Consider the following 26,983-nt stretch of genomic DNA (forward strand, 5'->3'; position numbering starts at 1 on the left):
CCCCCTACGGCAGAGAAATCTCTCCAGGGGGGCGACAACGCATTGAAACGCGGGATAGGCAGATGACATCGACGAAGAGGCTACCCCTACCAGTCGATTGGCTGGACGCGAACTCGGTTCGCCTGTCGGAGAAATCTACCCGAGTGTGGCGCGCTGGTGAATTCAGTCTCGCCGAAATAACCAATAACGGCTTAAATTTCCTTGATGATGTACGGGCGTCTAGGGCGGTTTTCGCCGATTTCGACGACGAGACAGTAGAGATCGTCGTGAATTCTGCTGCCTACCAAGTGTTTGGTGTCGATGCGCAAACTTTGTTCACGCAAAACATCGGAGGTGAAGTCATATGTATAAATTATCTTGATAACATTGATGTCAAGGCAAACCGGAATTTGACTGAGTTTTGCCGGACTTATTGCGCATTCATGTCCGGGGTATATTTAGCGCGCGCCAGAATAATCCCGGTTGGACTGGATGATGAGCGCTGTTTCGCTGTTCTCGCCAGCACTGCCCAGGATATAAGGCACTTGATAGATGGTCTTAGCGAGGAGTACCTCGCAGAAGGCTGCTACTGGCCGATGCAACTAGCGAAGCTTGCCGAAGGAGCGACACCGATATCGGCAGGATTGGAATATTACATCAAAAAACACCGGATTGTCCTTTCGTAGCGGATTTATTCCGCCATTGTCACCGATCGGACCAAGGCGCTTGTCGATGTACTCGGAGCAACTCTATAACTCGCCATCAGTGATGTGAGCAACGCCGCTGGACGCCTCCCAGGCCAACGATGCAACGGGAGGCTTCCGCAAAGCACTTGGATAGGAGAGTCATGACCAACGCGCAGCCGACGACCGGGACTGCCTCCAAGCGCAGGGTACCGCCAGGCCTCGTCCTGGCATTCTGGCTGATCCTGTTGCCACTGGCGCTGGCTGGCTTCGGGATTTGGCAGCTCGATCGGTCTGTCGAGGCTAGCCGGTCCGTCCAAATTGATGCCCAGGACATGGCTCGCGCACTCGATGAAATCCGACCTATCGCGGCCCAGGCGCCGGCGACGATGATCCGCTTCGAAGGCGGGAGCTCCTATCCGGCCTCGATGGCGGTCGCGCTGCTGGAAAATGCAGTTGGCGAGAACGATCTTCTCCAGACGGTGGCCGCGGTCCGCCATCCGTTCGCCTATGTCACCATTGCCGGAGGAGCGCTGGCGTTTCTGGGCGGCACGATCGGCCTTATATCCTCGAGCCTTGCCGGCTTCTCGGCCCGGCGGTCGCGCGACCAGCTGGTGCGCAGCTTCACGTGGCTGAGAATGACGCTGCCATTTTTCCTGGCGGCCGTGATGCTCGGACTAGGCTTTGCGGGCGTCGGCGCTACCGTCTTCGAAACGATGACGCTACCGTTCTGGGGCGATATCTCGGGCAATGCCGTGAAACTGGGTCTGGCTGGCATTATCCTCGCAGGCATCGCACTCTACTGTGCCATCACCGCTGTCCGCGGACTGCGCCGCGTCTTCGCGCTGGTCGAGCCAGAGCCGATCGTCGAACGGGCCCGTGTCGTGAGCGAGCAGGAAGCGCCCGCGCTTTGGACATTCGTCCGCAATCTCGCGACACGCATGCAGGCTGGCGCGCCGGACACCATCGTCGTCGGCCTGATCAGCGGTTTCTACGTGACCGAGAGCCGGCTTCTGCTGCTTCCGGAAGATCGGTTGATCGAAGGCCGGACCCTCCACATGCCGGCGCCCTTCCTTGAGCTTCTGGACACCGTCGAGATCGCCGCAATCGTTGGGCATGAACTTGCGCACTTCGCCGGCGAGGATACGCGATATTCGCAGAGGTTCGTTCCGATCTACTCCAGCCTGCAACGCTCACTGGATGCGCTTTATCGTGCCGACATCAACGGAGATTTCGGCATCGCCGCCGGTCTTCGCCTTGGTTACCACGCGCTGTCACGCTTCGATGCCGCGGTTGCCCACTGGAGCCGGCTGCGGGAGTTCGAAGCCGACCGCCATGGCAGCACCGTCAGCGGCCCGACCGGCGCTGCATCCGCCCTCGTTCGCGTTCACGTCGCCGACCCCGGTGTGCATTTCGTTCTTAGCGATGCCTTCCGGGGAAATGAAGAACTTGGTCCAGATCTTGTTGCCGCCATTGCCAAGATGGCGACCGAGCGGGGTGTCGATGATCCGGCCGCGCATCTGGAAGACCGTCAGTCCCACCCCACAGACAGCCATCCGCCGACGATCCAGCGGATTCAGGCACTCGGTGTCGCAATCGACGACAAGCTACTGGCTCACGCGACGCGCCGACCGGAGGCGAGCGTTGCGTCATTCGGGCGGCGCGCCTTTGCTGACTGGGATCGACTTTGTCACGACCTGTCTGCGGACTTCCTGGTCAACGCCAGCGCCGTTCGGAGCGGGTACCGCGAAGAGCTCAAAACTGCGGCCGCCGGCGTCACCGAGCCGGAACTGGCCGTGCATGAAAATACCGGCCCAATGGCGGGGGTGATGATGTTCATCTTTGTGCTTTTCGGCCTGTTCATCGCGTCCACTTATCTCTTCCCCGACCCGATGGGGTTCGGGGGCAATGAGAACTATAAAGCCATATTGGCGGCAGTGCTTGGCGCCGGCATGCTCCTGTGCCTTGCGGCGTTCGTCTTCTACCGCCGCCGCGCCGCCCGCCCATTGATGGTGTTCACGCCGGAGACGCTCCAATCGCCGTGGCTAAGCGAACCGGTGCGGTGGGACGCCGTCATCGGCTACCAGGTCTACGCCTCCACCCGCTTCGCCCTTCAGTTATATCTGGGGGAAAACGAGCCACTGCCCAACCGCACGCGGTTTTCGTTTTACAACAAGGTCAAGCCGAAGCGCCGGCTGATCGAATTGGATGCCATTGGGATCCGCGGCATGAAGCCCGATGCGTTTTCGGACCTAGTCGGTCGTTATCTCGCCGCCGCGCATGCACGGCGCGCACTCGCGGCGGAAGGGCTTGAAGCGAGCTCTATTGCATGAAGTGTATCTCATCAGGGCCATCGGCTTGAGGGGATCGAAACACATCTGCTGCCAGTGTGAGTCTGATGCGACACCGGGTGACGTCCAGAGGGGTATTGTGTCGTGAGCTACGATTTGATGGTCTTCGAACCAAACGACGCGCCACGAGAAAAAGACGCGTTTCTCGATTGGTACGATGAGCAAATGAGATGGTCCGAAGGGCAGTCCAATGACGACCCATCCAAGTCGACGCCCAATCTAGCGGCCTGGTATGACGACATCCGCCGAGACTTCCCCAACATGAACGGCCACGACGCTTGCGAACCGGCACAGGACGAGGACAATCCGAAGTCAACCGGATACATGATAGGAAAATCGGTAATTTACGCCGATTTCCGATGGTCGGAGGCTGAAGCCGCCTACGCGACCGTACGTGCATTGGCTGTCAAGCATAGTGTCGGCTTCTTCAACGTGAGTGCCAGCGATGGCGAGATCTGGTTTCCGTCAACCGAGCACACGGCAGACAAAACAGCGATTTCGGGGCTGACGCTGACCCTTGAAGGGCAGCAAGCGTTCACGACACCGTCGATCGCCTTGATCGAGGCTGCCGTCGACTGGCTGCGGCCCGCCGGAGGGCCGGGATTTCTTCTGCTCGAAAATGACGCAAGCGAAGATTACGTGCAAGTCGGTGGAGGGCGGGAGGCTTACATCGTCGAGTGGCGAGAATATGCGAACGAAGATTTTCGCCACTGGGTGGTGGGACGTTCAGGTAATGACACCAAACGAGACATCAAAATCGCCGGTAACGGGACGCATTTCTTGGGCAAGGCGAACGAGCGACTTTCGAACGCAAACGTAAACGACATCCTCGGTGCTTTTGCCCGGGGCACATCGAAGCCGCAGGAATTTGTCTGGCGGGACATCACGGCACAATTCGCCGTCGGCTCTTCTCCCGACACTTCAAAGCCATGGTGGCAATTTTGGCGCTAGCGGGTCCTCAAGTTTCGTCGCAGAAATCCTTAATGAGGCACGCAGCCTCGGGTCACATTCAGATCACGATGACTTGCCAGATTGTGTGGAATAGCTGGTCCGGGAGCCGAAGACTTGAAAACACGCCCATTCGCAGCATGGCCGATCCCCGCCCTCTTGCTGATATTGTCGGCGTTCCCGTTCGCCGGCGTGGCCCATGGCCAATCGGCAGAGACGGTCGCCAGGGTCCTGAAGGTACTGGACTTCGACCGAACCTACGTCGCCCGAGTGGATGCGCTGATTGACCAGACGGCCGACAAGCCGAGAATCTGGTCAGGGTCGCAGTCACCGGAGGCGCGACGGCAGCGACAGGCTGAAGTGCGCGAAACGCTTCTTCAAAAGCGCGCCGATGTGAAAGCGCGATTGCACGAAGCTCTTTTAGCCCGGTTCATCGATCAGAATGCGCTCTTGGCCGGCGTCATCACGCATGACCAGCAGGGGCCGCCAGCGCTCAGACCGCGGTGCAGCCATGCGTTTGTTGCAACGCGCCATGAAAATCGCGCTTATTTTCGGCCATTATGGTCGAGGTGCCACCTTCTCTTTGCTGGGCTCGAAACCGAGAACAAATTCGATCACCTTGGCGGAGGACATTTCGCACGGCTTCAATCCGCCAAGCTCCTCGCCATAGAGCCATGTCCGTTTGCCATCCTCCGACCGCTTGACGGTCACGCCCCATGGTCGATTACCAAAATGTCCGTCGACATAACCGTCCGGTATTTTCGCAAGCGCGTCTTCAAACGTCGCTTGGGTTGATGGAGGTGTTTTTCCGCCGCCCTTCATGGTGCCAGGCATTCATCGCAGATCCCGCAGCCATCGTCATCCATGCTCGAGGCCGGACGTAACCTTCGACAGCACGGACACGTCGTTGCATCCGGTGCACACGCTTCACCGCGGTCCGGCGGAAGAATTTCAATATAGAATTCCGACAGCATATCGGCCGCGCTTCGATCCATGGCGATGCTCCAGTTCGGGATTATACCAGAGATAGTGAGCTTCGACGGCTGCACAAGCGCGCCGCTGCTTTGAGGTGGCAATGAACTTTTCGCTGGGTGAGGTGAAGACTCCCGGACGGTAAATTTGTCCGGCATTGGCAGAGTTCGAATTCGGTTAGTCGTGCAGCCGAGCCCGAAACATGAAGCGGGAGAAGATGGGCGCGGCGAGTATGACTTACCCAGATGCGCGTCAGGTGGTGCACCACGAAAAGCTGAGATCCGTGCCGGAAACGAGCGCCAGCATCGACATTCCAGCCCGGCGCCTGAAACATCCCAACGACGTGCTGCAATGCGCGCTTACGACCACCGCGTCGGTGATCTTCTTCACCAGCCTGACTTTAATCCAGCTTCTCGAAGAACCGCCACCGCGTTAGCCGGTTAAAGCAGAGCGACATCCAGCGGCACATGTCCGAGACGACGGGCGGGCTGCCTCTGCTAACTCCTCATCAAGCCAGCCGCATGCCGTCAAAGACAGCCGGCAAAAAGCCGGCTTGCGCGCATCAATCTATAATAACGTCAATACCCTCGGCCAGCCGCGCCAAGTCAGCGCCTTCGCCGTACGACACTTCGGCGCAAAGACCACTTGGATCTCTGGATACTGCTCAGCAATTTGTTTTGCCAGCTCCGCTCCCTTCACTAGGCATGGTTGTGCCGACGAGAGGCATCAGCTGGCCTTGGCTCGGCCGCACCATGTCGCCCGAAGAGAGTTGAAAATCTCCTGGAGCCGTGCCGTGAAAAGGACAGCAATTCCGCAACGCGCAGCGCAATTCCGAAAGGTCCCGGGTTCTCGCGCTTGGGTAAGACATCTCCCGTGGATACATCAAACACGGAGAAAATCATGACCGGAAATTCTTTCTCGGATTCATCGAATACAAGCGAGCATCTTTTCGCGCCACCGCATGCGTTCCGGCGCAGCGTGCTGATTGCAGGTCTTTCCGCCTCGGTTCTAGCGGCTATGCCCGCCGCCGCCGCGGGCCGAACCGCCGCCTCCAAAAGCAATCAACCCAACAAGGAAAGCAGTGACATGAACTACGTAATCACTTCCGATGGCGTTGAGATCTTTTACAAGGACTGGGGCCCGAAGACCGCTCAGCCGCTCGTCTTTCATCATGGCTGGCCGCTTTCCGCCGACGACTGGGACACCCAGATGCTCTTCTTCCTCAGCAAGGGATATCGCGTGATCGCTCACGACCGGCGGGGCCACGGCCGCTCCAGCCAGGTCGGCGACGGCCACGATATGGATCATTATGCGGCAGATTTTGCTGCAGTCGCCAAGCACCTCGATCTTCGAAACGCCATTCATATCGGGCACTCGACCGGCGGCGGCGAGGCGGCACATTATGTCGCCAAGCACGGCCAGCCTGACGGACGCGTCGCAAAGCTGGTGCTAATCGGCGCTGTGCCGCCGGTCATGGTCAAGACCAAGGCGAATCCCGGCGGATTGCCAATCGAAGTCTTCGACGGCCTGCGTGCACAGCTTGCTGCAAACCGCGCCCAATTTTACTATGATCTCGCAAGCGGCCCCTTCTATGGGTTCAATCGGGAAGGCACCAAAAAGATCGAAACGGTCGTCCAGAATTGGTGGCGCCAGTCGATGATGGGTGGCGCCAACGCGCAATATCTCGGCATCAGGGCGTTCTCGGAAACGGACTTCACTGAAGATCTCAAGAAGATCACCGTGCCGACGCTTGTGATGCATGGCGATGACGACCAGATCGTGCCGGTCCCCGACTCCGCGCCGCTCTCGGCCAAGCTTCTAAAGGACTCCACCCTTAAGCTCTATCCCAACCTGCCGCACGGAATGTGCACGACGCATGCCGAAATCATCAACGCCGACCTGCTCGCCTTTATCGAGCGGTAGTCGGTTGGGAAGCGGCGCTATCCGCCGCCAGCGCCGCTTCCCGGCTCTTTTTTTGACATTTCAAAAGTAGCGGCCAGCCACACAATTCGGTTGCGAAAGCTATCCCTGAGCACAGGATGTTTCCTCAGATAGTCGGCGTTGAACACGGCATTTGCCAAGAACGGTCCATTCGCCGGAACAGATCGGCATACTCCAGCGGGCAATATCGTCAGCAGTCACAGCATCCTATCGTCCTTTCACGTTCTCGATGACGAGTTCGCTGGAGGGATTGAAGCATGGCTCCTTTCAAATTTCAGGCGGTTCCTCCTGATGTGATGGCAAATGCCAGGCCGCAGGAGGGACATGTGTCACCGGACCGCGAAATGGAGCGCGTCCTGCGCACCGCCCCGGTGGAATGCTTCCGTATCGACGATCCCTTTGATACCCGGCTCGCCCGATGGAAACACAACCCGTTTCACGACGTCGTGCATCCAATGTCGGATCACGTGATCATGACCTATCTCGGAGCTATGCAGCGGCTGGAGCGCCGCTCCGGAAAGGCATACGCGGCAGGTATGGGACGCCAAGGCAGCATAACCTTCATCCCGGCAGGATCGACCTCACGCTGGGATATTCATGGCCCGATGGACATCGTGCAACTCTATCTCTCGCCGGATCTCCTTGATCGTGTGGCCCGCGAATGCCCTGGGGAAGGTCGATCCTTGATCGAAAGTACGGCGCAGCAGGACAACGTGATGGCGACCCTGCTTAGGATGGCGCACCAGTCGTCTAGCGGCATCACCAGCCTGGACGGGCTCTATCGTCAGCAGCTTGCAAGCCTGATCGCCATCCATCTCGTGAAAACCCATGCAGGCGTTTGCGAGGCGTTAGAAAAAGCCTCGGGCGGCCTTGCGCCGGGGATTTTGCGGATGTCCCTCGAGCGGCTGTCGTCTGAAAATGAGACGGATCTTTCGCTCGGTGCGCTCGCTGAAGCGGCCAACCTTTCCCGCTTTCATTTCTGCCGCGCGTTCAAGAAAAGCACCGGGATGACGCCCTACGAATGGTTGCGCCGTAGGCGGATGGAACAGGCCATGGCCATGCTGCGGGACCCCATGATGCAGATCACGGATATCGCAGGCGTACTCGGTTACGGGACCCTCACCGCCTTCTGTGTGGCCTTCAAGCGCCATACAGGCCTGACCCCCGGCGAATGGCGACGGGCGGCAGGATAGACCGCAATCCCTCAACATTCCGAGCAACTCTGAAATGTCATCGACATCTCCTTTGCCGTATTTTTTGAGTATCAACAACCACACCTAAGGAGATCCGATGATGAATCGACAGTAATTAGCCCTTACCTATCGCCAAGATCCACCGACATTCCATTCGTGATGGTGTTCAGCTCAGGAAGCAGTCCTGTACTACTTTCAGAGCCGATGTGCACGCTATGATAAGCGATGGACTCCATCACTCGAATACGGATGTAAACTCAAAAGGAGAATGACATGCTGAGAGAAACCACTCTCTACGCTCTGTCCGGACTGCTCGTTTCGTCGGTCCTCGTCGGAACGCCCGTCGATTTCGGCAAGGAGCATCGTGAACCGTCTGGCCGGTCGGCGCTCACGACTGCTGCAGTCGCTGCCAACTCAAGAAAACCCGCCGCAGTTCGTCCTCATACGTCTCGCGACAATCGAAAGCCGGGCGACGAAGACATCAACTAACTCCGTATCGCAGCTCATGCAATCCACCGAAACAATCCGCAGGTGAGGTCGCAACCCAGCACCTCGGACGACTCTGAAGGAGATCAACCATGCCAACCCTCAAAACCACTTTCGCTCTCGTACTGATTGCCACAGCAGGCTTCGCCAGTGTTACTTACGCAGAGGGAGATTATTACGAAGGCGCCCAGAAGAATTCCGTCAGGCAACAGCGCCGCCCGCCGGTCGACCGGAACTATACCGGTTCGGTGTCGCACACAGCTCCCGTTTACGGCCGTCTCCCGGACGAGAAGACCATCGATAGCGGCGATTACTATGAAGGAATTCAGCGTCCAAACTGAGGAACTATAGTCGTCCTGAGCAGCCAACCCTGGGGTTGGCTGCTTCAATCCTTCAGGCCACCGTCATGCCGCCATCGACATGCAATTCGACGCCGCTGACGAAACTTCCCGCTGCCGAAGCGAGGAACAGGGCCGCGCGGGCGACTTCTTCCGGACGCCCCATCCGCCCCGCAGGGATATGGGATGCCATGTAGTCCTCGAACGCCGGGCGATCGGCTTTCGAAATGCCCAACTTGCCGAGGATGGCGGTTTCTACCGGTCCCGGACTCAGCACATTCACGCGGATCTTCCGTTGCTTAAGCTCGATCGCCCAGTTCTTCGCGAACGCGAAAACGGCCGCTTTAGAGCCGGCATAAACGATGTGATTTGGCAGGACCTTGGTGGCGGCGAGCGAACTCGTGACGATGATGTTGCCGCCGACCCGGATCAGCGGGGCGATCGCTTGCACGCCAAAGAAAACACCGCGGGTATTGGTGGCAAAGTGCCGGTCGTAGTCGTCCGGTGTAACGGTGTCAGAGGCGGCAAGGTTGATGACGCCGGCATTAGCCACATAGATGTCCAGCCCGCCAAAGCGCGTCTTCACCACGTCTGCAAGCTTTTGATGATGTTCCAGATCGGCGACGTCGCCGACGAGGCCAAGTGCGCCGTGGCCGATCTCGCCGACCGCCTGATCAACGATATCCTGACGTCGGCCGGTGATAATGACCTGAGCGCCTTCCTCTGCAAACAGTCGGGCAGTTGCCTTACCGATACCGCTATTGCCGCCTGTGATTACGGCGACCTTGTCTGCAAGACACTGCATTTTGTTTATCTCCTTTTCTTTCGGGGATGAGATAAATGCTAGCGGTGCGAGCTATTAGCCCCCTGTCGGGCACATGATCTGTGCCACGGAGATGTAAATGCCGAACCTGCTGGATGAGACGTCGGGCCTGATGGCATTCGTGAGGGCCGTGGAAGCAGGTTCGTTTACGGCGGCGGCGCGCGATCTCAGCACAACACCATCGGGGGTTTCGAAAAGCGTGGCACGGCTGGAGAAGAAGATCGGTACGCGGCTTTTCCTGCGCTCCACTCGAGCGCTGACCCTAACGCAGGACGGGCAGGCGTTCCTTGAGCGCGTCGCTCCTCTGCTGCGCGAGCTGGATGCGAGCGATGAAACCATTCGACCGCAAGCGACTCCCTCTGGCAGACTGCGGATCAGCATGCCCGGCGAGCTTGCGCCGCTGCTACTCCCCCGTCTGTTCGGCACGTTTGCGAAAGATTATCCGGACATCCAGCTCGATCTCGGGCTGACCGATCGTTTCGTCAATCTAGTTCGGGAGGACTACGATGTCGTCCTGCGCGCCGGCGCGCCGATGCAGGAGGACCTGATCGTCCGCCGCCTGGTGGATCTACCAATGGCGATCGTCGCCTCCCCGGCTCTTCTTGAAGTGACCAGGCGATCAGTGGAAGACCTCCCCGACCTGCCTTTTGCGCGCTACACCATGAATGGTGCGGTGCAGCCTGTCCGACTTGCGGACGGCACGACTTTCATTCCAAGGGGACGGGTCGATTGCGACACAGGCTCGGCCCTGATCCATGCTGCATTGAGCGGGCTCGGCGCTGCCTATCTTCTGCGATGCCTCGTTGTGGACGAATTGCGAGCCGGCACGCTGGTCGATCTCGCACCGGAAATCGCACTTCCAAAGCTGCCGCTTAGCCTACTGCATGCTTATGGGCGGACTGTTCCGGCGCGTGTAAGACTATTTGGCGATTATATAGCCGGTGAGGCCAGAGCCCTCGCCAACCTGTAATTTGGGCGGGAGATAACCGCTGTCCCGCCCGGTCCTTCGTCGCCGTACTAGATGGGCGTAGTGCCGTTCTGCACCAGGCCGCAAGAATGCCAGTCACTCGTCGAAGGGAGCAGCTGCAACGAGATCGACCGAGGAAGGAACCGTATAGCCCGGAACGAAACGCTCACCGAAGTCCCGCACGAAATTGTCATAGGTGGTTTCCGGCTGCGTTTTCGCGATGTGGCAGAAACAAGAGGTCATTTTTCGCTTCATTCCGAGCCGCGGGAATTCGGCAACGATCGTGCGCACGTCAGATGATGGGATGAAGCTATATTTCAGGCCGACCACATCAAAACAGATGCCGGTAGTACAAAGGCCCACTTCGGCCTCCTTGTAGAGCCCGATCGAAGGCGTCGAGTTGAGCGCAACGCTGTCCCAGATCAACTGGGCGCGCCGTCTGTTGAGCCCCGCGTCCGTCGCAAAATCTCGGGCAAGATCGGCTGCCTCCACTTCGAAGCGGCGAGGCCCCGCAAATCGATCGTTGAGGGTGATGTCATGCAGCAGCGTGCCCACGGCGAGCACTTCGGCGTCATGGGCTACATTCTGCAGTTCAGCGAGCTTTACCGCAAAAAGCCACGAGCGCATGACATGATTGAAGAGATAGGGCTCGTAGGCATGGTGCGCGTGCTCTATCGCGCGCTCTACGAGCCGGCTGTGAGGAACTGAAATACCCGCAACTATGCGCGTTTCCATCGCAGTCATGTCATCACCCTTTCTGCAACTTTTGCGGTAGTATTGATGATCGCGCCGTGCACGCATCCGTTGATGCGATATTGCGACGGAACGCTGCATGCGATCTTCTGAATGTCGGATCGCATGCAGTCGCCGATAGGCCGTTAGTAGTCCCAGAAAACCGGAACCCAACGGAAGGCGTCGCCGTCGACTGCGACATGCCCGACCGACGGGAATGGCATATGGGTGGCTACCAGCAGTTCGCCCGTCTCCGCCAGCTCCCGCAAAAGCCGAACGCGAACGCGAGCAGCTTCCTCGGGGTCATGCTCAAAGCCATTGAACCAGCCGGGGTGTTCGAATCCGACCGCAAAGACGGCATCGCCTGCAAACATCAGCCGGTCTTTCCCGGAAGCGACGCGGACCACGCTATGCCCCGGCGTATGGCCACCGGTGCGGGAGACGACGACGCCCGGAGCCACCTCTTGTTCCTCATCGAAAAGGCGCAGCTGGTTGTGGTATTCCTTGGCGAACCGTTTGGCCGTCGCCCGAAGCGCATCCGGGAAGCCGGGAGGCATGTTTACGCGCGAGAAATCAGGTGCTTCCCAGAATTTAACCTCGGCTGCGGCAACGTGAATCCGCAGGTCGGGACGTAGCCGCTCCTTCACGCCATCGACGAGCAGCCCGCCGACGTGATCCATGTGCATGTGGGTCAACACCACGTCGGTCACCGACCCGAGATCGATGCCGGCGCTTTCCAGTCGCTTGACCAGCTGCCCGGCCCGCGGGAGGTTCAATTCGGGATCCAGCCCCAGGCCGGCGTCGATGAGGATGACCTGTGTGCCGCTGCGCACGACAACCGCATTCAGCGCCCAGTCGAAAGCTTCCTGCGGCAGAAACATACTGTCCAGCCAGACAGCGCGTTCTGCGGCGTCGGCATTGTGGCCCAACATCTTGGTCGGAAGGGGCAGCACGCCATCGCTGAATACCAGCACTTCTATCTCGCCAATGTTCACCGCATAACGCGACGGAACAAGTTCTTCAGTTGCCGGCCTGCCGGAGCGTGAAGTGTTCTCTATATTCATTTTTGTCTCCGGCCGATCCATCATGGGGGGATTTGCTTCTGCCTGCGTCATAGCGCGCTCCTGTTGTGCGGGATTGGAACGTGGGGGGCACGAACCATGCGAAGGAGTGTATTGGGGCGCTTCATGGCGGTCGATTGAGCCTAGGGAGAGGGAGGGCTACACCCAAGAACAGGGCATGCTCTCCCGTTCGTCTATGAGAGCGAGGATTAAGTTATGGCTTCGCCGTCATGAGGATCAAGACGCAGATGTTGTGAGGACAGAAGTTGAACGAGCGGTAATCGCTGATTTAACAAACAGACGCTCCAGGCCGATGCCTGGGCCAATCGGACCGGCCACGTCTACGGTGAGACAGCCGTGATCTCGTGACCAGGAAAAACGATTGAAACCCCAGCCCTCAGCCCTGCCGCTCGCCCAGCGCGTCACGAACGGCCGCAAGCAGAGCATGTCCATCAAAGGGTTTTCGCAGAAAACCGCCAATGCCTCTGGCTCGGTCTCTGTCCGTTATCTCGTGCCGCCCGGTGACCAGGAATACGGGAAGTTGCGGGTTCTCCCGCCTGGCAAGGTCGCGCAGTTCGAACCCATCGGGACCGGGCATGCCGATATCGGTGATCAACACATCCACCCCCTTAAGACCGGAAGCGAGCAATGCCTCTCCCGATATGAAGCTGCGGATTTCATATCCGGCCGACTCCAGGAGTTCCACCAATGAAGCAAGCACCCTTGGGTCGTCGTCGACGATCGCTACCACAGGCTTGTTCATATCGTCTTACCTCCTGCGCCGGCTAATGGATCATGGCATCTTCGCTACGTCGAGCGGCAGTGTGAAAACGATTTTCGCGCCGTGCGGTTCATTCTTTTCCGCCCATAACTGCCCGCCATGCGCTTCGACGATCGAGCGGGAAATTGCGAGGCCCATGCCCATGCCCTGGTCCTTGGTCGTAAAGAAGGGCTCGAAGATCTTGTCAGGGAACTGGATACCCCGGCCCCTGTCGCTGACCTCTATCCGCACCATATCGCCCGCCCGAAAAGCGCGGATCTGAAGGACACGTTCGTTTGGCACGGAAGCCATCGCATCCATGCCGTTGCGCATCAGATTGACCAACACCTGCTGGATCTGCACCCGGTCGAACGGAACGAGCCGAAGACCACTCTCGCCTTCGATATCCATCCGGATGCGCCGCCGCGCTGCCTCCTCCGCAAGCAGGTCACGCGCCTGTCTGACGACGGCGCCGAGCTCAGTGCTATCCCGTTTGTCCGTCGATTGCTTGAAGAGAGCGCGAATGCGGCTGACGACATCGGCCGCGGAATTGGCACTATGGACGATGCGATCCAGCGTTTTCTGGGCACGCTCGATATTCGGCGGCTCGGCCGTGAGCCAGCGCTGGCAGGCGCTGGAATAATTCATGACGGCTGCAAGCGGCTGATTCACCTCATGCGCAATAGACGCCGACAACTCCGCTAAGCTTGCCGCCTGACTGGAGCGGGCGAGATTTTCCTGGGCACGGCTAAGCTCCTCCTGCGCGCGCACCTGATCCTCAATATCGAGGCAAATGCCATTCCATTGCACAATCTCGCCGTCGCCGTTGCGCATGGCTGAGGCCCGGGTCTCCACCCACCGATACACACCGTCGAAGCGCCGCAGCCGATGCCTCAGCAAATACGGATCGCCGGTAGCAAGCGAATGAGCATACTGCTCCTTCACGGACGCAAGGTCATCAGGATGGATAACAGCGTCGAGCGTCCCGTCCAGCCGGGATTTTCCCAGATCATCCGTGTCTTCGAGGTTGAAGCCGAGATATTGGCGAAGACGCTGGCTGCGATAGATCGGCTTGCCATTTGGCAGAGCGCAATAAATCAGCGCAGGCAGCGTTTCGACCAGCTGTTGGAGGTGCTGCTCGCTTTCGCGCAACGCCTCCTGGCTGGTTATGAGATCATGGATATCGGAACTCACGCCATACCATTGGATGATCGTGCCTGCTTCATCGCGCGATGGTTCCGCCCGCGTTTCAGTCCAGCGATAGGTGCCGCCGGCTCGGCGTTGGCGGTATCGCCTAATGTATGGGATGCCTGTTCTCACCGAATGCAGAAAGGCCTCGCGGGCCGCCGCCCTATCATCGGGATGCACAACGCCAAGCGAAGCCGAGCCATCCGGTGCCGTCATGTCTTCAAGCCTAGCCCCTGTCACCTCCGTGAAGCGCTTGTTCACAAAGGCTGGCGTTCCATCCGCCATCGTACTCCAGATCAATGCCGGCACGGTGTCGATGAGCTGCTGCAACTGCCGTTCGCGTTCTCGGAGAGCCGCCTCGGTTTTTTTATACACGTCAATATCCAATGCTGTTCCATACCATCCGGTGATACGCCCTTGCCCGTCGCGCGTCGGGCGGGCCGCGGCCCGATGCCAGACAAAGGCGCCGTTGGCGCGCAGGACCCTATATTCGAAATTCCAGTGCTCGCCCGTCTTGAGCGCGCGGCGCAGCGTTTCTCCTGCCCTTTCGCTGTCGTCGGGATGCGCGCCGCGCTGCCAGCCTTGCCTACCGCCTTCGAGGAAAGGCTTTCCGTCCAGGAGAACGTTGAGGTCCTCAAGCGTCATCGCGATCGAGGTCTGGGCCGTGGGGGTTGCGTAGGTGAATTGCCCGATGGTGTCGATCGCCCACGCACCACCATAGAGTTTCTCGATGGCAAGCGCGGCTTGTACCGCGTCGCCCGTCTCGCCGAACGAGCTTGCCATCGTCCATGGCTCGTCTTGCCGCGCCACTGCCGGGTCGACATCGACGCTGATGCTGTAGTCCGGCTCCACGAGGAATTCGATCCAGCGGTAGCTGCCATCCTCCTGGAGCTGCCGATAACTGCTAACCTGAGGAATGCCGTGAAAGAAGGCTCGCGCCGCTGCCTGCTCCACGGCTGGCCTGTCGTGTGGATGAACCGCGTCCATTGATAGACGTGGATCCTGCGCGGGTTGATCGGCAAGTCGGTCGTCGCAGTCGTTCGGGCGCGACGGGACGGCTATATCGATCACCGTGCCGTACCATCCGGCTACCGAACCATCCCTGTCGCGTACCGGCTGTCCCGTGCTGCGCGCCCAGCCATACACACCAGTCGCCCGCAGCATCCGGTGCTCGACGTTGTAATGCTCCCCCGTCCGCAAGCAACGGCGCCATGTCGCAGCTGCCGCATCGTAGTCTTCAGGATGGATCACATGTTTCCAGCCAAGCGTATGTTCCTCCGGCTGCGCATTGAGGCTTTCCAGGCTCGTGCCGAAAAAGGCGAGTGCCGCCGGCGTCACATAGATAAAATTGCCGCCGGCATCGGTTGCCCAGGCATTGCCGGTGATCCGCTCGACGATCTTTGCCGCCTGTACGGCATCGATATCGGGGGAACTTGCCGATCCCCCACTTCTACCCATCCCCGAAGCTCCGGCGGACTTCGACATGTCTCAACCCGATCCCATTTCATTTGAGATCACCATGGTTCGCTTGACACTATGCCACGGCCTCTCCACCAGGGACGGTATATGGGAGCTTGCAACAAAAACACCTGTTCCGAAGGATAGGGCGAAGATCCGCGGGCCGATTCAGCTTACGACTGTGGCTAAGCATACCGTAACCGCCAGCAGATATCCGATCCAAGTGCGGCGCAAAGAGGCAATGCCGGGGGTCTTGCGGCCCGCCGTGCTCTCCATATTCAGCTGCTGAAGATCGTCCGAATTGACTTCAGAAAAGCGGTGGCAGTCCGCTCGTGTTTCTCTTCTGCAAGCCGTAGATCGCCGACGTCGCCAGAACCCGAGGATAGCATTGCCGCGATCTCCTCGGCTATTGCCGGTCGTTCGGCGATCAGCTGCGCAAAACTCTTCTGGTCGATCTCGTAAGCAGTGACGCGCGTCAGGGCCTGCAGCGTGTAGGCCTCCTCCGTTCCCACCAGAAGGCCGGTTTCCCCAAAGAAATCGCCCGAGGAAAGGCGTCTTTTTTCCTGCTCCTCGTGCTGCATCGATACGACGCCGGTGCGGATGATCATCATCCAAGGTAGCGCCTGTCCCTGGGCGACGATGACGTCACCCTCCCGATATTCGCGCTCGATTCCCGACTGAGCCAATTTCTCTCTTTCGGATCGCGTCAGCCTGGAGAGGATCGGATTTTCATCGACAACCTCCTGCAGTATCGCTTCAGGAGGTGCAGAGATTTCCTGCAAGTAAGTTCCGTCCATGATGGCGATCGCCGAGGGCGGCATCGCAAGATGCAGCCCGGACGATCGGCAATGACGGTAGACTCGATCGATCACCTCGTTTTGAGCCCTTATTCTCAGAAGTGGATTGCTCACGCGGAAAAAAAGACGGATTTCCAGCGCGGTGGCATCGAGGCCGCCGAACGAGACCAGTGGCGGTGGCTCGCGGATGATCGAATTGCAGCCGGCCAGAACCGTCAACATGGCCTCCTCGACAATTGAGGGTGCGTGCGTCGGGACCAGCCGTACTGTCATCTTTAGGAGATGCGTTTCATCGGGCCGGCTGACATTGGTCAGCTTCAGCTTTGCAAGGACACTATTAGGCACCACGACGATGTTGTTGGCGCCCGTCAGAATTTGCGTCGAGCGCCAGGTGCTTGCTGTAACTCGTCCTTCCGTGCCGTCTTCAAGGAGAATCCAGTCGCCTAGCGCAAAGGTACGCCCGAGATTAAGGGCGACACCGGAAAAGACGTCGCCGAGTGTATTCTGAAGGGCAAGACCAAGCGCAATGGCGATGACGCCGGACGTCGCGATCAGCGTTCCAACAGGAGCGCCGAAAACAAAAGCCAGGGCGGCAAGCGTGACACACATGTAGACGACACCGACGACAATGTCCTGCAGCAGGCGGGCCTCGCGGGGCCGACCTTCCAATACAAGATAGATGCGCACGAACCCGATGACGGCCCAGGAGAGATGGAGCCACCACAGCAATTGGCCGAAAACGATGAACACGGCACGCTCGTCGCCGATCCGCAGGCCTTGAGATTCACCGAGCGGAATATCTTCGAGAAAGAGGACGGAGGTCATGGCCGTGAAAAAGACGATCTGCACCACGAGCCGCAGGTTGGAGTGTAACGGACCGATGAGCTTCCAAACGGCCATCCCGGTCAAACCTAGAATGATCAGCCATGCGAGCGGCGCGGCGGCGATTTCACCCACATATGCCTGAAGCATGATGATCGTCCCGTATTCGGAGGTCAGTAGCCGATGCCGGCGATGTAATTCGCCAGCATGTGTTCCTGCAACTGCTCCTGCTCGAAGAGAACCTTCAGGGCGTCGCGGATATCTAGAACGCCGAGCGGCTTTGCGTCTGCGCCAAGGATCGGCATGTTCTGGATGCGGGTTTCCACCATGACCTGCCATGTCGCCTGTAGTTCATCTGCCGGGCTGCAGGAAATGATGTTGCGGCTCATCAGCGCCTCGACGCTTGCATTCGGCTCGCGGTCGGCAAGATGGCGAATAAGATCGGATTTGCTGAGTACCCCAGCTGCCTTTCCGTGTCCCTCGCTGACGACCACAAGTCCAATCCCCGGGTTGGAAAGCGTCAGGGCGGCGGCCTGCAGTGTGGCGGCGACATCGATCACCATCAGGCGGGCCGATGTCATGGGATAGAGCTTTTCGATGCGCATGATTTCCTCCTGACGGCGCTCGCGGGCACAGCCGGACATGTCGGTATCAACTGTAATCGGAACCGGAATGGCGCCGGCTAGGGGCGCCGTTCCGTCATTTATTCAGGCGAGAACCGCCTTTCCCGTTCGAGTTTACTTTTCGTAGGTCGTCAGATTGGTCTCGTTCGTGTCGACGACGAACACGGCAAGGAGGCGAGCACGCTCCGTCTTGCTTGCATTTTCGCTAACGGCGTGATGGTCGCCGGGAAACTCGGAAAAGTTCTCGCCGGCATGGTAGACCGTCACCGGCCCACCATTGACCCTGCTGGTTATCGCTCCTTCCAGAACCGTCGCGTAAATGAAGGCGGACTTGGGATGCGTGTGAGCGGGCGAGGAGCCGCCGGGCGCATATTCGACAAGCACGCCCTTCATGCTCTTACCGGGCACGTTGGGCAGTGGCTGGTCGTAGACCACCGTTACCTTCTCATCGCTGTGGTCATCATCCGCCGAAACCGCAGCCGCGGAGGCAAATACGAGAGCCGTCGCGCAAAGAAATGTCCTGATCATCTTCGTCTCCTGGGAAATGAGGCTTGCCGGCCCTGAGAGACCGGTGAAGCCGGGAGGAATTTGCGAGTGAGCCGCTTACTTTTTCTGGGCGGCAGGGGACTGGAGCCAGTCCTCGAAGCGAATCGCGCCAAGGCGAGCGCCGGCATCCGGAACCAGTGTCCGGTCGTCGATCTCGACCTCGAAATAGCGGGCATGCGGATCGGCGAGGATGGTTCTCGGATCATTGGTGGCCTTGAGGTAGCGCTCAATGAATTCATTCATTGGTGCGCGCTCGGGCCCGGCGATCTCGATCATACCGTTCGCCGGTTTAGCTAGAGCGGCGTCAGCCATGGCGTCGGCGACATTGTCCGCTGCGATCGGCTGAAAAGCGCCCGTCGGCACGCGAACACTCGTTCCTTCGGTTGCCGACTGGGCGATGGCACCCACGAACTCGAAGAACTGGGTGGCATGGACGATTGTGTATGGCACTCCTGAGCTGCGGATATGCTCTTCCTGACGCAGTTTGGCTCGGAAATATCCCATCGCCTGCATACGATCTGTGCCGACCACCGACAGCGCGACATGATGACGAACGCCTGCGGCCTTTTCCGCCGCAAAGAGGTTGCGACCAGCTGCATCGAAGAATTCCATTGCGACGTTCTCGTCGAAGGACGGCGAGTTCGCCAGATCGATAACCACCTCGGCACCGGCCAGAGCTCCGGCAAGACCTTCTCCAGTCACTGTGTTCACGCCCGAATTTGGAGATGCGGCAAGCACCTCATGTCCCTTCTTGCGAAGCCGTTCGACGGTTTTCGAACCAATGAGGCCCGTGCCTCCAATTACGACGATCTTCATGTCCTATCTCCTGGTTTCAAGTTTGATATTGAGTTGCGGGTCTGCTGCCGGCGTTATTCCGCCGAAGCTGCTTCCTCGATTAGAGAGGCTATTTCCTTGGGATGTGACACCGTCAGGGCATGCGAACCGCCCTCGATGACGACGGTCTTCAACGCATGCGCGCGCTTGGCCATGAAGCTCAGCACGGCTGGCGGGATATTGCGATCTGCGGAACCGTAAATGGAGTAGGACGGCAGCGTCTTCCAGGAGGCGGCGCCCGACGGTTCGGCCAACGCGGCCTGAGTGATTGGGCGCTGGGTGGCTGCCATCAACCGCGCCTCGTCTTCGGCCACATCGGCGGCGAACTGATCGTGGAAGCGGTCCCGTCGAATGTAGAGGTCCTGCCCGCCGCCCGGCAGCGCAGTCGTAGTCAAAGCGTCCGCCAGCGTGCTGCCGGGATATTTTCCCGAAAGGCTCGCGCTTGATTCACCGGCCTCCGGAGCGAAAGCGGAGACATAGACCAAAGCCTTTACATTCGAATTTCCGTTCGCCGCTTCGGTGATGACCGGCCCGCCGTATGAATGACCGACCAGCACCACCGGTCCCGAAATCGAGCGGAGGACACTTGCGACAGTCGCGGCATCGCTGGCGACGCTGCGGAGCGGGTTGGCAGCGGCGATCGCCGTATAACCGTCCCTGGCAAGCGCGCTGATAACACCGTTCCAGCTCGACGAGCCGGCGAATGCGCCGTGCACCAGCACGATCGTCGGTTTGGCGGGCGGTTCCGCGGCATGTGCGAATGCTGCAACTGCCGTACCCACCATTGCGGCAAGCGACAGAGTTTTGATGATATCGCGCATCTTACGTCTCCTGTTAAAGCCTCTTCGACTGGTCAGGAGAATGCGCTACGCCGGGCCGCCAGCCTATCGAACAGAGGCATCGACCATCTAGTCCCAGAGTACAGGTAGGATAGATCGGGTGATTAGGTTATCCCGCCTGAACTCAGGGCAACCGCCCCCGTGAAAAGGGAGGGCCTCATGCCTCGCCAATAATCGGCGGCTAAAGCTCGAAGACAATCCCAGCTTTCCGGGTTGTGTCAGATGGCGAAGGAAGGGGCGTACGGCGCTGACGCGCCAAGACCAATGCCTCGGGGAGCAGCTTTTGGTTGTGAGGACAGTATTGCGCAGGCTCAAGCCTGCGGCGTCTCGCGAAGACTGGAAGGCAATGAATCCCAGGCGCGAATGAGTTCGCCGATAGAAATAGTCCGCATCTTACGCATTACATTGCTGCGGTGGAGTTTTACCGTGATCTCGCTGATGCCGAGCTCGAAAGCGATTTGCTTGTTGAGGCGGCCGCGCGCAACTTCACGAAGCACCTGACGTTCGCGCGGCGTCAGCGTCGCGAACCGGCTGGAATGCTGATGGATGTTCTCCGCCTGCGCCCTCTGCTCCACGTCCCGCTGAATGCCCGCAATCACGGCGTCCAACAACGTCTGGTCGCGAACCGGTTTCGTCAGGAAATCGACGGCGCCGGCCTTCATGGCTTGCACCGTCATCGGAATGTCGCCGTATCCTGTGAGAAAGACAATGGGTTTCGTAATTCCGCGCGCCGAGAGTTGATGCTGCAAGTCAAGACCACTCGCGCCGGGCATTCGGACATCTAGCACCAGGCAGCCGGGCCGATCGGGGAGACCGGCGCTCAACAGTTCCCGGGGCGACGGGAAACAGACGACATCAAGCCCGACAGATTCCATAAGTTCCTGAAGGGAGTTGCGAACGTCTTCGTCGTCGTCGACGACGAGGACCAATGGACTATCCGCAGTGACGGTTAAGGTGTCCATCGGATCACCTCTCGAAAAGGCGGGAAACAGGCTTCACGAAGCGTCTCCCGCCAACCGAATCGTCTCCCGGCTGAATGGGCAACAGCGAGTGAGAAGCACCGCTGCCTTCTAGGACGATTGTATCCTTCATTGCTCTACATCCCCATCTACCCGAGCGGCCGCGTTTTCAGCCCGCCAGCCGCAACTTCACGTCCTGCTTCGCCTGCAATTCAGGGCAACGCTCCATCTTCCGCAGCAGGCCCCCGGGTCCTGGTCCTTGCCCTGTCGACAAGCCATTTGCGAACATCGTCGGAGAACGCTGGCGGCGCCTTGCGCGCCAAATCACCGGCAATATCCGCCAACGTCTGGCTCGCGAGCGAATCTCGCATCGCTTTCTCAGCACGCAACATCACCGCATGGATCGCGCATACGCCTTTCGTTGCCCATGACGGTGGCCGCTCCCGATATACAGCGCAGCGGCTACGAATCTCTTGGCAGTCAAACAAGGGCTTTCTGCCTTCGATCGCGTCAACAACCTCCAGAACGGTGATATCTTGGGGCTGCTTTGCAAGCAGATATCCTCCTTTGATGCCCTCGGATGCGGTCACGATCCCCGCCTTCTCCAGCTTCGGAAATACCTTCGCCACAAAGCTAGGCGAAATCCCCTGAAAGTCAGCCAGATCGCGACTGCTGAGCGGCGCTCCCGGCGAGCTTGTCAACCACAGAAGACAATGCAACCCGTATTCAACACCTGCCGTTATGTGAGCCATAACGCGGACTATACTTGTCCGCGTTATGGCTGGCAAGCACTGATTTGAACTGCCCCGAAGCGCAACTGCGGCGGCACGGAAATAAATCACAGCTGAAGAGGGCAACGTCTGGCTTCCGCCTAAGCCATCATCGGCATACGGCAATCGGCAGATACATTGTGACCTGAGTGCCGGCATTGAGTTCACTTTCAACGGCGATATGTCCCCCCACTTCCTCGACGAACCGCTTGACCACGGGCAGGCCGAAGCCGCCAAGCCCCGTCGCTCTTGTTGTGAAGAAGGGCTCGAAGGCGCGCTGCAGCGTATCCGCGCTCATGCCGAGGCCATTGTCCAAGATCTCTATCTCGACAGCCGCCGTAGATCCGCCTTTTGCCGCTCTTCGCGCGGCAAGTGCGATAGTCCCGCCATCCGGCATGGCATCGCGCGCATTCGTCAGCAGGTTCATAATGGCTCCCTGCAGATTGATCCGACTGCAGGTCAGGGGCGGTAGATCCGGCTCCACCTGAACGTCGAGATGAATTTCGGGCTCCCAGATTTTCTCGACCAGCTCCCGAAGCTCGCTCAGGCAGCCACCGATGCTGACGGCTTCCACCGAGGCCGCTCCCTCGCGTGCCCGACGGAGGGTCTGCTCCACAAGCGTTCCGGCGCGTGCAAGAGACATTCTCGCGCTGGAAACGATGGGCGGCAGGCTCGGATCGGCCGCCAAATGAGCGTTGCGGGAGAGGATGTTCAATGCTGATACCGCAACCTGTATGAGATTGCCCAGATCATGAACCGTGCCGGGGATGGAATCGGGCGGGTGACCCTTAGCGGCGGCACCGGCAACAGAAAGTGGAAAGTCGTTCTTGGCTTGCAAGCCTATTTCGCTATGCGACATGAGATCCTCCATGGGCGCAGAACAGGCCCAAATCGGTCAGCAACTCACCGCAAACTAAGGGATGGCAGCGGTGGGATCGATCAAGCTAAGGATGGGACATGGCCATACCGATAGATAGGTTTTCACGGGGGTGGTCTTGTCTCGAGCAGGATGGCTCGGAGCAGTAGGCAAATATGCAGGGTCAATCCGATCGATCTTAGATACGCACCAAAGGATTAGCCGCATCCGCCGCAAGCAAGGTTCAATTGTCCGTATGATTGGGCAGCGGCGCGGTCCGCATGACCTCGCGCTCGTCACAGCGACTACAAACTCTCGCAATCCATGACCTCGAATGACGAGGTCATGTTGCTGTCGGTTGCTATCTAGCCGGCGATATAGGCTGTCAAGACGGGATCGGCGACCGAAAGGATCCCCCGGCCGCCGGCTCGCCAACGCTTTTCGCGGAGTTCAAGTAGCGCGAAACTACGGAGCAGCTACAGCTAGTCAATGCGGAGGCCTTGCCCAATCCGGACCATTCTCACCTGCCGCTTTAAGACGCCGACGCATTCTCTGGCGCAGGAGTCTGCGAATTCGCTGTCAGTCGGACTTCAGGCATGCAATCGTGGTTTCCCCAAATCCAGGCGGAGTTCGCGCGTCAGCGAATTGGAATAAAGAGCCAACATTCCGCGTGCCGCTCCGGTCGCCTTGAACGTATTCGAACCGTCGACACGGTGGAGATGTCGTCCGCTCAGCAATGATTTCCGATTTAACAAGCGGCTGGATATGGTGGGTCAAATGGCGTTGTCACTCGCTGTTTCGTTTGATCGGAATTACTTCTCCTCTTGCCCCTCCGAGGTTGTCCCGCGGCGTCGCGACGGGCTTAAGCTCCACGATTCTCGCAGCCTGCAGGCTTAGCCATCCGGATGGCAGACCTGTCAGACTTTCGACGTCGTGCGGAAACAGTGGTAGATCTTCACGCAAATCTTCTTTTGTGACTTGTCCCGCATCGACCAATGCCTTGAACACGTCCGCGAGCAATGTCGGCTCCTGCATCGGCCAAATGTCGTCAAACGGCTCCCGCCTGGAGTAGCCCTTTGCGCTGTATATTTTGTAGAGACGAGTTGCGGAGCTTAGGCTACCGTGGGGGCGACGCCATCGTACATAAAGCGTCCCGTCGGGTAGATGCGATTTCGGTGTTCTGAGGATGGATATGCGCATGCTTTGGGCCATTGGCGCAAGGCCGTCTGGATCAAGCGCTCGGCTTGCCGTTGGTCTTGGGTGTGTAGGGTTTGGTGCGGATGTGCTTGAGACCGAGGGCCTGCACGCATTCGCGAAGTCCCTGGCCTTGAAGCGCGTCAGAGCCAGTTCTTACTGAAAACTTTGAGGCTGGGCCGGGTCAAGATCTCATTCGAATTCGAAGTGGACCGTTCAATCGAAACTATCGAGCTGTCCCGACAGCGAAGTGGCCGTGCTAACGTCACCGCCACTTCGCATTTGGCCGGATTAGACCGGCCAGACAGACTGCAGCTTCTCGCCCGACAAGATACGATCTCTGGCCACGGTCTCATGCTTTCCAAGCGTGTCGGCCTGGTCGGCGACAGCGGCCAGGTGCTCCTTCGGGATGCAGACGACACCATCTACATCGCCAAAGATCACGTCGCCGGGTTTAATGGTGACGCGGCCGATCTTGATCGGGATCTGCGATTCGATTGGTTCCTTCTTTCCGGTCACGCCGACCGGGCTCGGCTCGGTGCCGAATAACGGGTAGCCGAGTTTTCGGACCTGTGCGAGGTCGCGTACCGTGCCGTTAACGATCGTGGCCGCCGCACCGCGTGTCTTGGCGCCCGAACTCATTAGCTCGCCGGAGCAGGAGCCCGGCGCACAGGAAGCTTCGCAGACGAGGACCCCGCCCTTCGGCGCGTTGTCGACAGCATTGTGATAGACGTCCTGTGGCTCGCCTTTGCGGTCTGACAAACCAAAAAGCACAGTCACGGCCGGTCCGCAGATCACCTCTCCTTCCGCCAAGGCACCCAGCAACTTGATGCCTTCCAGATGTCCCCAGAGGCCGAGCGCCTCCATGCTGTCGTGCACGTCACCCGAATACCAATTCTTCAGGCGCTCGATCGCGCTCCAGTCGACATCGGAATAGTCAAAATCAGGCATTACGTCTTTCCTCCCTTGGATGCTTTTTCAATGGCAATGCGCAGGTAGTTCGCGCTGTTGTCGATCTGGGCGCGGACCAACGCCTTTGCCCCGATTTCGTTGTGGTCGCTGATCATCTGATAGATCGCGGCGTGTTCGTCGTAGGCCTCGTCAAGCGACTTGGTCGGCACACGGCTCGTTACCTGGATGACTTCACTAATGAGGCTGGCGAAATTGTCATAGATGATCGACAGGATGCGATTGCCCGCCGAGTGGACGATGGCCAAATGAAAGGCCGCGTCGGCCTCTACGAAACCGGAGAAGTCCGTTTCATCCCGCGCCCTGCGCATGCGATCCAGATTATCCTTAACCGCAGGAGCGATCGGCGCATCGGACGCGCAGACGATTTCGAGGATCTCCGTCTCGATCATGCGACGCGCCACCATCAGCTGCTGCAGATATTCCGGCTCCGCCGCCAACCGCTGACGGACCGTCACGGCCAGCGTATCGAGAAACTCGTTCACGTCCTCGCGCACCACGGTCGTGCGCTCACCGTGACGACGCAACAGGAGACCCTTGGTTTCGAGCGTGTGGATTGCCTCGCGCACGGCGCGCGTGGAGACACCGAACTCCTTGGCGATTGCGCTTTCGGAATCCAGCTTGTCGCCGATCTTCAACTCGCCGCTCAGAATGCTGGCCTCCAGCGCCGATGCCACCATGATGTGCAGGCGGTCTCGCTTCGGAACTGTGGATGTTTCAGCAGTCATCATGTCGGGCTCCCGCAGTCGTGTTTCGCTTTGACCTTTTGCAGATTGAGCGAAGTGGTTGACGCATCACCAATCATGCGCTTACAGTACTTATGTCATAAGTCATATGTCAAGTGTCGGTTCAGCGGGAGGATAGTCGCAGCGCCGCACGCAACAGGGAAACGGGAGGAGACATCGTGTCTTTAATTAATAAGTTCTGGCGCCATGCCGCAGCCGGAGTGGCTGGCGTGGCAGTGGTTCTGAGTGCTGGCGTCGCCATGGCCGCGTGGCCGGAGAAGGCCGTCACCGTGATCGTACCGTGGGCAGCTGGCGGCGGCACCGATGCCACCGCACGGGCTGTGGCCGAGGGCCTGCAGAAGAAATTCGGTCAGCCCTTCAATGTCGTGAATCGCACCGGCGGTGGCGGCCTCGTTGGCCATTCTGCAATCGTCCAAGGCGCGCCTGACGGTTATACGCTCGGCGTCGTCACCATCGAAAGCGCGATGTATGAAGCGCAGGGCCTCAAGGGCGTGACGCCTGCGGACCTGACCTTCATAGGTCGCTTCAACGCCGACGCCATTGCCGTGAATATCCGCCCCGACGCCCCCTATTCAGATCTCAAGGGCCTGATCGAAGCCGTCAAAGCTGACCCGGGCGGCGTCGCAGCTTCCGGCGCAAACCGTGGCGGTCTCTCGCATCTTGCCTGGGTCGGTCTGCTGCAGAAGGCGGGCATCGATCCCGTTGCCGCAAACTGGGTTGCTTCGGATGGTTCAGCGCCGGCGCTGCAGCAATTGACATCTGGCGCCATTGCCGTGGTTTCCACCTCGCCCGCCGAAGCAAAGGCGCTCGTTGAGGCTAACCAAGCCAAGACCATCGCGATGATCTCGAGCGAGCGCAGCCCGCTTTATCCCGACCTTCCGACCTCGGACGAAGTGCTCGGGATCAAGTGGTCGCCTCTTCCCTTCCGCGGCCTGGCCGGACCCAAGGGCCTGCCCGACGACGTCGTACAGAAGGTCAGCGCCGCATTGAAGGAAATCACAGAGGACGCAGAGTTCAAGAAGTTCATGACCTCGCGCGGCTTCTCCGTTGCCTATCAGGACGCCCCGACCTTTGCCGCGACCGTAAAGGCCGCTCATGACGGACTGAGCGAGACCATGAAAGCGGTTGGTCTGGCCAAGTAGCGGCCA

27 protein-coding genes are annotated in these 26,983 nt (G+C 59.1%); 10 read left to right on the forward strand and 17 right to left on the reverse strand.

All coding sequences use genetic code 11. The annotated features are described in order from the left end of the window. The first annotated feature begins 62 nt into the window (after positions 1 to 62). The 3 genes from C5J26_RS21495 to C5J26_RS33095 all read left to right on the forward strand — a co-directional run bounded on the left by C5J26_RS21495 (position 63) and on the right by C5J26_RS33095 (position 3,964). Complete coding sequence (locus C5J26_RS21495) at positions 63 to 665, forward strand: hypothetical protein (RefSeq protein ID WP_105403632.1); 603 nt, start codon at positions 63 to 65, stop codon at positions 663 to 665. 161 nt (positions 666 to 826) lie between these two features. Continuing rightward, a complete protein-coding gene (locus tag C5J26_RS21500) occupies positions 827 to 2,995 on the forward strand; it encodes a M48 family metallopeptidase (RefSeq protein WP_245437540.1) in 2,169 nt (722 codons plus the stop codon). 102 nt (positions 2,996 to 3,097) lie between these two features. Further along, entirely contained in the window at positions 3,098 to 3,964 is an 867-nt protein-coding gene (locus C5J26_RS33095; protein ID WP_205836938.1) for a hypothetical protein, read from the forward strand. 555 nt (positions 3,965 to 4,519) lie between these two features. Here C5J26_RS33095 and C5J26_RS33300 read toward each other — a convergent pair. After that, entirely contained in the window at positions 4,520 to 4,795 is a 276-nt protein-coding gene (locus tag C5J26_RS33300; protein WP_105403633.1) for a hypothetical protein, read from the reverse strand. A 370-nt stretch (positions 4,796 to 5,165) separates the two neighbouring features. Between C5J26_RS33300 and C5J26_RS21520 the strand changes: the two genes are divergently transcribed. From C5J26_RS21520 to C5J26_RS21540, 5 genes are all read left to right on the forward strand, one after another. After that, complete coding sequence (locus C5J26_RS21520; RefSeq protein WP_046627768.1) at positions 5,166 to 5,369, forward strand: hypothetical protein; 204 nt, start codon at positions 5,166 to 5,168, stop codon at positions 5,367 to 5,369. Positions 5,370 to 6,019: 650 nt separating this feature from the next. Next, a complete protein-coding gene (locus C5J26_RS21525) occupies positions 6,020 to 6,856 on the forward strand; it encodes an alpha/beta fold hydrolase (RefSeq protein WP_105403752.1) in 837 nt (278 codons plus the stop codon). Between the two features lie 275 nt (positions 6,857 to 7,131). Beyond that, the gene (locus tag C5J26_RS21530) at positions 7,132 to 8,067 is read left to right on the forward strand and encodes an AraC family transcriptional regulator (RefSeq protein ID WP_105403634.1); all 936 of its coding nucleotides are present in this window, start codon (positions 7,132 to 7,134) and stop codon (positions 8,065 to 8,067) included. Positions 8,068 to 8,340: 273 nt separating this feature from the next. Continuing rightward, entirely contained in the window at positions 8,341 to 8,556 is a 216-nt protein-coding gene (locus tag C5J26_RS21535; RefSeq protein ID WP_105403635.1) for a hypothetical protein, read from the forward strand. Between the two features lie 89 nt (positions 8,557 to 8,645). Further along, a complete protein-coding gene (locus tag C5J26_RS21540) occupies positions 8,646 to 8,894 on the forward strand; it encodes a hypothetical protein (protein ID WP_105403636.1) in 249 nt (82 codons plus the stop codon). Positions 8,895 to 8,946: 52 nt separating this feature from the next. Here C5J26_RS21540 and C5J26_RS21545 read toward each other — a convergent pair whose 3' ends face one another. Next, on the reverse strand, positions 8,947 to 9,696 hold the full coding sequence (locus C5J26_RS21545) for an SDR family NAD(P)-dependent oxidoreductase (RefSeq protein ID WP_105403637.1): 750 nt from the start codon (positions 9,694 to 9,696) through the stop codon (positions 8,947 to 8,949). Positions 9,697 to 9,793: 97 nt separating this feature from the next. Between C5J26_RS21545 and C5J26_RS21550 the strand changes: the two genes are divergently transcribed. Continuing rightward, positions 9,794 to 10,684 carry a LysR family transcriptional regulator gene (locus tag C5J26_RS21550; RefSeq protein ID WP_105403638.1) on the forward strand — a complete coding sequence of 297 codons (891 nt, stop codon included), beginning with the start codon at positions 9,794 to 9,796 and terminating at the stop codon, positions 10,682 to 10,684. 93 nt (positions 10,685 to 10,777) lie between these two features. Here C5J26_RS21550 and C5J26_RS21555 read toward each other — a convergent pair whose 3' ends face one another. The 15 genes from C5J26_RS21555 to C5J26_RS21635 form a co-directional block, all read right to left on the reverse strand. Continuing rightward, a complete protein-coding gene (locus C5J26_RS21555) occupies positions 10,778 to 11,515 on the reverse strand; it encodes a hypothetical protein (protein WP_342588857.1) in 738 nt (245 codons plus the stop codon). 44 nt (positions 11,516 to 11,559) lie between these two features. Next, positions 11,560 to 12,528: an MBL fold metallo-hydrolase gene (locus tag C5J26_RS21560; protein WP_105403640.1), complete on the reverse strand. Its 969-nt coding sequence runs from the start codon at positions 12,526 to 12,528 to the stop codon at positions 11,560 to 11,562. A 343-nt stretch (positions 12,529 to 12,871) separates the two neighbouring features. Continuing rightward, positions 12,872 to 13,237 (reverse strand): response regulator transcription factor, encoded by a 366-nt coding sequence (locus C5J26_RS21565; protein WP_105403641.1) that lies wholly within the window; start codon positions 13,235 to 13,237, stop codon positions 12,872 to 12,874. A gap of 30 nt (positions 13,238 to 13,267) precedes the next feature. Further along, positions 13,268 to 15,907: a PAS domain-containing protein gene (locus tag C5J26_RS21570; RefSeq protein WP_105403642.1), complete on the reverse strand. Its 2,640-nt coding sequence runs from the start codon at positions 15,905 to 15,907 to the stop codon at positions 13,268 to 13,270. 251 nt (positions 15,908 to 16,158) lie between these two features. After that, positions 16,159 to 17,649 (reverse strand): mechanosensitive ion channel family protein, encoded by a 1,491-nt coding sequence (locus C5J26_RS21580; RefSeq protein WP_105403644.1) that lies wholly within the window; start codon positions 17,647 to 17,649, stop codon positions 16,159 to 16,161. Positions 17,650 to 17,672: 23 nt separating this feature from the next. Further along, complete coding sequence (locus C5J26_RS21585; RefSeq protein WP_046627836.1) at positions 17,673 to 18,104, reverse strand: CBS domain-containing protein; 432 nt, start codon at positions 18,102 to 18,104, stop codon at positions 17,673 to 17,675. 132 nt (positions 18,105 to 18,236) lie between these two features. After that, a complete protein-coding gene (locus tag C5J26_RS21590) occupies positions 18,237 to 18,650 on the reverse strand; it encodes a cupin domain-containing protein (RefSeq protein ID WP_046627748.1) in 414 nt (137 codons plus the stop codon). 75 nt (positions 18,651 to 18,725) lie between these two features. Beyond that, on the reverse strand, positions 18,726 to 19,484 hold the full coding sequence (locus C5J26_RS21595; RefSeq protein ID WP_105403645.1) for an SDR family oxidoreductase: 759 nt from the start codon (positions 19,482 to 19,484) through the stop codon (positions 18,726 to 18,728). Positions 19,485 to 19,537: 53 nt separating this feature from the next. Further along, positions 19,538 to 20,323 (reverse strand): alpha/beta fold hydrolase, encoded by a 786-nt coding sequence (locus C5J26_RS21600; RefSeq protein ID WP_105403646.1) that lies wholly within the window; start codon positions 20,321 to 20,323, stop codon positions 19,538 to 19,540. A gap of 329 nt (positions 20,324 to 20,652) precedes the next feature. After that, a complete protein-coding gene (locus tag C5J26_RS21605; protein ID WP_046627744.1) occupies positions 20,653 to 21,303 on the reverse strand; it encodes a response regulator transcription factor in 651 nt (216 codons plus the stop codon). 209 nt (positions 21,304 to 21,512) lie between these two features. After that, positions 21,513 to 22,229: an Rrf2 family transcriptional regulator gene (locus tag C5J26_RS21610; RefSeq protein ID WP_371681938.1), complete on the reverse strand. Its 717-nt coding sequence runs from the start codon at positions 22,227 to 22,229 to the stop codon at positions 21,513 to 21,515. Continuing rightward, complete coding sequence (locus C5J26_RS21615) at positions 22,180 to 22,929, reverse strand: sensor histidine kinase (RefSeq protein ID WP_172724467.1); 750 nt, start codon at positions 22,927 to 22,929, stop codon at positions 22,180 to 22,182. The genes C5J26_RS21610 and C5J26_RS21615 overlap by 50 nt, the downstream gene beginning before the upstream one ends. Positions 22,930 to 23,712: 783 nt before the next feature. Beyond that, positions 23,713 to 23,961, reverse strand: coding sequence for a hypothetical protein (locus C5J26_RS21620; protein ID WP_105403649.1), 249 nt, complete (start codon positions 23,959 to 23,961; stop codon positions 23,713 to 23,715). A gap of 450 nt (positions 23,962 to 24,411) precedes the next feature. Then, complete coding sequence (locus tag C5J26_RS21630; RefSeq protein WP_105403650.1) at positions 24,412 to 25,071, reverse strand: RraA family protein; 660 nt, start codon at positions 25,069 to 25,071, stop codon at positions 24,412 to 24,414. Continuing rightward, on the reverse strand, positions 25,071 to 25,820 hold the full coding sequence (locus tag C5J26_RS21635) for a FadR/GntR family transcriptional regulator (RefSeq protein ID WP_105403651.1): 750 nt from the start codon (positions 25,818 to 25,820) through the stop codon (positions 25,071 to 25,073). Before C5J26_RS21635 ends, C5J26_RS21630 begins: the two co-directional genes overlap by 1 nt. Before the next feature lie 173 nt (positions 25,821 to 25,993). On the opposite strand from C5J26_RS21635, the gene C5J26_RS21640 reads away from it, so the two are divergent. Continuing rightward, a complete protein-coding gene (locus C5J26_RS21640; RefSeq protein ID WP_245437539.1) occupies positions 25,994 to 26,977 on the forward strand; it encodes a tripartite tricarboxylate transporter substrate binding protein in 984 nt (327 codons plus the stop codon). Positions 26,978 to 26,983 lie beyond the last annotated feature (6 nt).

This window comes from Neorhizobium sp. T7_12, from assembly GCF_002968535.1.
Classification (GTDB): Bacteria; Pseudomonadota; Alphaproteobacteria; order Rhizobiales; family Rhizobiaceae; genus Neorhizobium; species Neorhizobium tomejilense.